Source organism: Streptomyces sp. NPDC059456, assembly GCF_042750055.1.
Classification (GTDB): Bacteria; Actinomycetota; Actinomycetes; order Streptomycetales; family Streptomycetaceae; genus Streptomyces.
Map to the genome: position 1 here is coordinate 1 of NZ_JBHYVA010000515.1, position 6,217 is coordinate 6,217.

The following is a 6,217-nucleotide window of genomic DNA, read 5'->3' on the forward strand; positions in this document are numbered from 1 at the left end:
ATAGAACTTTTTTCTGGGGCTGGCTCTCTTTTTTTTTTTTCCTGACTCTTCCCCGCCGACCACCTCCGCGCGCCCCCCCCCCAACGGGTGGGTGGGTGCCGGGCCTCACGGCTGCGGGGCGCCGGCATGCGCGCCGCCACGTCCGGGGACCGGCCCCCGCACGCTCCCCCACGCCCTCCCCCGGCCCCCGCCGGGGGGGACCCAGCCCCCGGGGGGGCGTGGCTAGCGGCGCCTCATGTCGGCCACCCGGCCGCGCTCGCTCGTCTGCTGGTCCAGCAGGGCAGGGGGTGCGCTCCGCAGCGCGGCCGTCGGCCCGCCGCGGCGCTGGACCGGGAGGGGGGAATCCCGGCGCGGGCGGCGCCCGACCATTCCGTCGCCGCCGGAGGCCACGGCCCCGGCCACGGTGATCTGCACTCCCTGGTCGGCGAGCGCCTGGAGTTCCGTCGCCGCCCGGTCGTCGTGCGGCGGCGGCTCGTCGGTGACCAGCCGCGTCATCACGTCCGTCGGCACCGTCTGGAACATGGTGTCGGTGCCGAGCTTCGTGTGGTCGGCCAGCACCACCACCTCCGCCGCGGCCTGCACCAGCGCCCGGTCCACGCTCGCGCTGAGCATGTTGGACGTGGACAGTCCGCGCTCGGCGGTCAGACCGCTCCCGGAGAGGAAGGCCCGCGAGACCCGCAGCCCCTGGAGGGACTGCTCGGCACCGCTGCCGACCAGCGCGTAGTTGGACCCCCGCAGGGTCCCGCCGGTCATGACCACCTCCACCCGGTTCGCGTGGGCCAGGGCCTGCGCGACGAGCAGCGAGTTGGTGACGACGGTCAGTCCGGGCACCCGGGCGAGCCGGCGGGCCAGCTCCTGGGTCGTGGTGCCCGCGCCGACGACGACGGCCTCGCCCTCTTCCACGAGGCCGGCCGCAACGTCGGCAATGGCGGTCTTTTCCGCCGTCGCGAGATGTGACTTTTGCGGAAACCCGGACTCCCGCGTGAAACCGCCCGGCAAAACCGCACCGCCGTGTCGGCGGTCGAGGAGTCCTTCTGCCTCCAGCGCCCGCACGTCCCGCCGTACGGTCACTTCGGAGGTCTGGACGACGCGGGCGAGCTCCCGGAGCGATACCGCTCCGTTGGCCCGCACCATTTCGAGAATCAATTGGCGACGTTCTGCAGCGAACACGAAACTGACAGTAACCCCAACGACCGTCTTGTTTCAGCTCCTTGCGCCGGAATACCGAAGTTGTCCATAAGACTGGGCGACAAGTGGTATACGCGGCGGGGCGACTGAGTGAACGTCACTCCACGTTCCGGCGGGCCGCCCCAAGTCCCCTTGTGACGTGGGGCGGTTGCCTCCGCTACGCCTCGCCGGCGGCCTTCCGCGTGTGCAGCTGGCGCGCCACCTCGGCGATCGAACCCGACAGCGAGGGGTACACCGTGAACGCGTTTGCGATCTGCTCGACGGTCAGGTTGTTGTCGACGGCGATCGAGATGGGGTGGATCAGCTCGCTGGCGCGCGGCGACACGACGACGCCGCCCACGACGATCCCGGTGCCGGGACGGCAGAACAGCTTCACGAAACCGTCCCGGATGCCCTGCATCTTGGCGCGCGGGTTGCGCAGCAGCGGCAGCTTCACGACACGGGCGTCGATCTTGCCGGCGTCCACATCGGCCTGCGTGTAACCGACAGTGGCGATCTCCGGGTCGGTGAACACGTTCGACGAGACCGTCTTGAGGTTCAGCGGGGCCACCGCGTCGCCGAGGAAGTGGTACATCGCGATGCGGCCCTGCATGGCGGCGACGGAGGCCAGCGCGAAGATGCCGGTCACGTCGCCGGCCGCGTACACGCCCGGCGCGGACGTGCGGGAGACCTTGTCGGTCCAGATGTGCCCGGAGTCCTTGAGCCGGACCCCGGACTCCTCCAGGTTCATGTTCCCGGTGTTCGGGATCGCGCCGACCGCCATCAGGCAGTGCGTGCCGCTGATGACCCGGCCGTCGGAGAGGGTGACCTCGACGCGGTCGCCGACGCGCTTGGCGGACTCGGCGCGGGAGCGGCCGATGACGTTCATGCCGCGGCGGCGGAAGACGTCCTCCAGGACGGCGGCCGCGTCCGGGTCCTCGCCCGGCAGCACGCGGTCGCGGGAGGAGACCAGGGTCACCCGGGAGCCGAGGGCCTGGTACGCGCCGGCGAACTCGGCGCCGGTGACGCCCGAGCCGACCACGATGAGCTCCTCGGGGAGCTCGTCCAGGTCGTAGACCTGGGTCCAGTTCAGGATGCGCTCGCCGTCGGGCATCGCGTCGGGGATCTCGCGGGGGTGGCCGCCGGTCGCGATCAGCACGGCGTCGGCCGTCAGGATCGTCTCGGTGCCGTCGGCCGCGGTGACGATGACGTCGCGCGTGCCGTCGATGCCCTGCGGGCCGCCGAGCTTGCCGCGGCCCCGTACGACGCGGGCGCCGGCCCGGGTGACGGAGGCGGTGATGTCGTGCGACTGGGCCAGCGCGAGGCGCTTGACGCGCCGGTTCACCTTGCCGAGGTCCACGCCGACGACACGCGCGGCCTGCTCCAGGGGCGGGGTGTCGTCGGCGACGACGATGCCCAGCTCCTCGTACGACGAGTCGAAGGTCGTCATGACCTCGGCGGTCGCGATGAGGGTCTTGGAGGGCACGCAGTCGGTCAGCACCGACGCCCCGCCCAGACCGTCGCAGTCGACGACGGTCACCTCCGCGCCGAGCTGGGCCCCCACGAGGGCCGCCTCATACCCGCCGGGTCCGCCGCCGATGATCACGATCCGGGTCACGAAAACTCCGCCTCACGTCTACCCGGCCGGCTGCCGCCCCGGCCGGGGCTTCCGGGGGTTCTCCCCGGGGGATGCATTCCGTGCCCCATTGTCCCGCACGCTTCAAGGTGCTTCTCCCCCGGTCCGGCCATCCGTGCGGTACGGCCGGGCACACGGCCCGCCCCGCCCCTCCCGTACCCTCGACCTCATGTCGCTCTACGCCGCGTACGCCGGCAACCTCGACCCGCGGCTGATGACGCGCCGCGCTCCGCATTCGCCGCTGCGCGGCACGGGCTGGATCAACGACTGGCGGCTGACCTTCGGCGGTGAGCAGATGGGGTGGGAGGGCGCCCTCGCCACGATCGTCGAGGCCCCCCGCCACCAGGTGTTCGTCGCCCTGTACGACATCGCGCCGCTGGACGAGGACTCCATGGACCGGTGGGAGGGCGTCGGGCTCGACATCTACCGCCGGATGCGGATCCGCGTCCACACGCTGGACGGCGAGGAGGCGGCGTGGTGCTACGTGCTGAACGGCTACGAGGGCGGGCTGCCCTCGGCGCGCTACCTCGGTGAGATCGCCGACGCGGCCGAATCGGCGGGCGCGCCGCACGACTACGTCATGGAACTGCGCAAGCGCCCCTGCTAGAGCGGGTGCCGGGGCGGGTCCGGCGGGTGCCGGGGCGGGTCCGGCGTTCGAGACGTCGGGGACCATTCGGCGGAAACGACAAGGCAACGATCCGAACACCGTGAGCTGCGCCATCTACGCGCGTAGGCAATCAGCGGCTACGCTCGTCTGCGTGAACGCATCTGTTACCGACCCCTTCGCCGACGCCACCGCCGCAGCCGCCCGCCTGCGTGAGCTGACCGGCGCCGAAACCCACGATGTCGCCCTCGTCATGGGCTCCGGCTGGGCCCCCGCCGCAGAGGCGCTGGGCGCACCCGAGGCCGAGTTCCCCGTCACCGAGCTGCCCGGCTTCCCGCCGCCCGCGGTCGAGGGACACGGCGGCAAGATCCGCTCGTACAAGATCGGCGACAAGCGTGCGCTGCTCTTCCTCGGCCGGACCCACTACTACGAGGGCCGCGGCGTCGCCGCCGTCGCCCACGGCGTGCGCACCGCCGTCGCGGCCGGCTGCAAGACCGTCGTCCTGACCAACGGCTGCGGCGGCCTGCGCGAGGGCATGAAGCCCGGCCAGCCCGTCCTGATCAGCGACCACCTCAACCTGACGGCCGCCTCGCCGATCGTCGGCGCGAACTTCGTGGACCTGACCGACCTCTACTCGCCGCGCCTGCGCGCGATGTGCAAGGAGATCGACGAGACCCTCGAAGAGGGCGTCTACGTCCAGTTCCCCGGCCCGCACTACGAGACCCCGGCCGAGATCAACATGATCCGCGTCATGGGCGCCGACCTGGTCGGCATGTCCACCGTGCTGGAGGCCATCGCCGCCCGCGAGGCCGGCGCCGAGGTGCTCGGCATCTCCCTGGTCACCAACCTGGCGGCGGGCCTGTCCGGCGAGCCGCTGAACCACGAAGAGGTGCTCCAGGCCGGCCGTGACTCGGCCGCGCGCATGGGCAAGCTGCTGACCCAGGTCCTCGCCCGCATCTGAGGCACCGGGCGGCGGTACGAGAGCCACGAGAGACAAGGCGGAAGTAGTGCAGCAACAGGGACAGGACGACCTGATCACCCGGGCCCGGGCCTGGCTGGCCGAGGACCCGGACCCGCAGACGGCGGCCGAGCTCGCGGAGCTCATCGACGCCGGGAACACCGCGGAACTGGCGGACCGGTTCTCCGGCACCCTCCAGTTCGGCACGGCCGGGCTGCGCGGCGAGATCGGCGCGGGTCCGATGCGGATGAACCGCTCGGTGGTCATCCGGGCGGCGGCGGGCCTCGCGGCCTACCTGAAGGCCCAGGGCCACGCCGGCGGACTGGTCGTCATCGGCTACGACGCCCGGTACAAGTCCGCGGACTTCGCCCGTGACACCGCCGCCGTGATGACGGGCGCGGGCCTGCGCGCGGCCGTCCTGCCCCGCCCGCTGCCGACGCCCGTCCTCGCGTACGCCATACGGCACCTGGGTGCCGTCGCCGGCGTCGAGGTGACCGCGAGCCACAACCCGCCCCGGGACAACGGCTACAAGGTCTACCTCGGCGACGGCTCGCAGATCGTGTCCCCCGCGGACGCCGAGATCGCGGCCGAGATCGACCGCGTGGACGCCCTCGCCTCGGTCCCCCGCCCCGAATCCGGCTGGGAGGACCTCGGCGACGAGGTCCTGGAGGCCTACCTGGCCCGTACGGACGCCGTGCTGACCCCCGGCTCGCCCCGGGGCGTGCGGACCGTCTACACGGCCATGCACGGCGTCGGCAAGGACGTCGTGCTGGCGGCCTTCGCCCGGCACGGCTTCCCGGCGCCGGTGCTCGTCGCCGAGCAGGCGGAGCCGGACCCGGCGTTCCCGACGGTGGCCTTCCCCAACCCGGAGGAGCCGGGCGCGATGGACCTGTCCTTCGCGAAGGCGGCGGAGGTCAGCCCGGACATCGTGATCGCGAACGACCCGGACGCGGACCGCTGCGCGGTCGCCGTCCCCACCGCAGACGGCTGGCGCATGCTCCGCGGCGACGAGGTCGGCGCACTGCTGGCGGCCCACCTGGTCCACAAGGGCGCGACCGGCGTCTTCGCCGAGTCCATCGTGTCCTCGTCCCTCCTGGGCCGGATCGCGGAGGCGGCGGGCGTCGGCTACGAGGAGACCCTCACCGGCTTCAAGTGGATCGCCCGCGTCGAGGGCCTGCGCTACGGCTACGAGGAGGCGCTCGGCTACTGCGTGGACCCCGAGGGCGTCCGCGACAAGGACGGCATCACGGCCGCCCTGCTGGTGGCGGAGCTGGCCTCGGAGCTCAAGGAGCAGGGGCGCACGCTGACCGACCTGCTGGACGACCTGGCGATGGAGCACGGCCTGCACCACACCGACCAGCTGTCGGTGCGCGTGTCGGACCTGTCGGTCATCGCCGACGCGATGGCCGCGCTGCGCGCCGACCCGCCGGTGTCGCTGGCGGGCCTGCGGATCTCCTCGGCCGAGGACCTGACGCAGGGCACGGCGACGCTGCCGCCCACGGACGGCCTGCGGTACCACCTGGAGGGCGAGTACAAGGCCCGGGTGATCGTGCGGCCGTCGGGGACGGAGCCGAAGCTGAAGTGCTACCTGGAGGTCGTGGTCCCGGTGGCGGACGCCCCGGACCTCGTCCCGGCCCGGGCCCGCGGCCAGGAGATCCTGGACGCGATCAAGAAGGACCTGTCGGCGGCCGCCGGCATCTGATCCACCCCGCGCCCCCCGGGCCGGGGGGGCGCCCCCCCCGGGGGCGGGGCGGCCCCGCCCCAGTGGCGGGGGGTGAGCGCGCGGGGGGTGGGGGGTCTGCGGCCCCGCCGGCGGCGCAGCAGCTCGTTCGTCCAGGGCCCGGGGAGGGTG

Annotated in this window: 5 protein-coding genes; 3 read left to right on the plus strand and 2 right to left on the minus strand. The window is 72.8% G+C overall.

Going from position 1 to position 6,217, the window contains the following annotated elements:
• Positions 1–222: 222 nt before the first annotated feature.
• A complete protein-coding gene (locus ACFXA3_RS32030) occupies positions 223–1,134 on the minus strand; it encodes a DeoR/GlpR family DNA-binding transcription regulator (RefSeq protein ID WP_385192516.1) in 912 nt (303 codons plus the stop codon).
• Positions 1,135–1,345: 211 nt separating this feature from the next.
• Positions 1,346–2,785 (minus strand): NAD(P)H-quinone dehydrogenase, encoded by a 1,440-nt coding sequence (locus ACFXA3_RS32035; RefSeq protein ID WP_385192511.1) that lies wholly within the window; start codon positions 2,783–2,785, stop codon positions 1,346–1,348.
• Positions 2,786–2,972: 187 nt separating this feature from the next.
• On the opposite strand from ACFXA3_RS32035, the gene ACFXA3_RS32040 reads away from it, so the two are divergent.
• The 3 genes from ACFXA3_RS32040 to ACFXA3_RS32050 all read left to right on the plus strand — a co-directional run bounded on the left by ACFXA3_RS32040 (position 2,973) and on the right by ACFXA3_RS32050 (position 6,067).
• The gene (locus tag ACFXA3_RS32040) at positions 2,973–3,410 is read left to right on the plus strand and encodes a gamma-glutamylcyclotransferase (protein WP_053786320.1); all 438 of its coding nucleotides are present in this window, start codon (positions 2,973–2,975) and stop codon (positions 3,408–3,410) included.
• A 151-nt stretch (positions 3,411–3,561) separates the two neighbouring features.
• Positions 3,562–4,368, plus strand: coding sequence for a purine-nucleoside phosphorylase (locus ACFXA3_RS32045; RefSeq protein WP_053786321.1), 807 nt, complete (start codon positions 3,562–3,564; stop codon positions 4,366–4,368).
• A gap of 46 nt (positions 4,369–4,414) precedes the next feature.
• Positions 4,415–6,067, plus strand: coding sequence for a phospho-sugar mutase (locus ACFXA3_RS32050; RefSeq protein ID WP_385192514.1), 1,653 nt, complete (start codon positions 4,415–4,417; stop codon positions 6,065–6,067).
• Positions 6,068–6,217 lie beyond the last annotated feature (150 nt).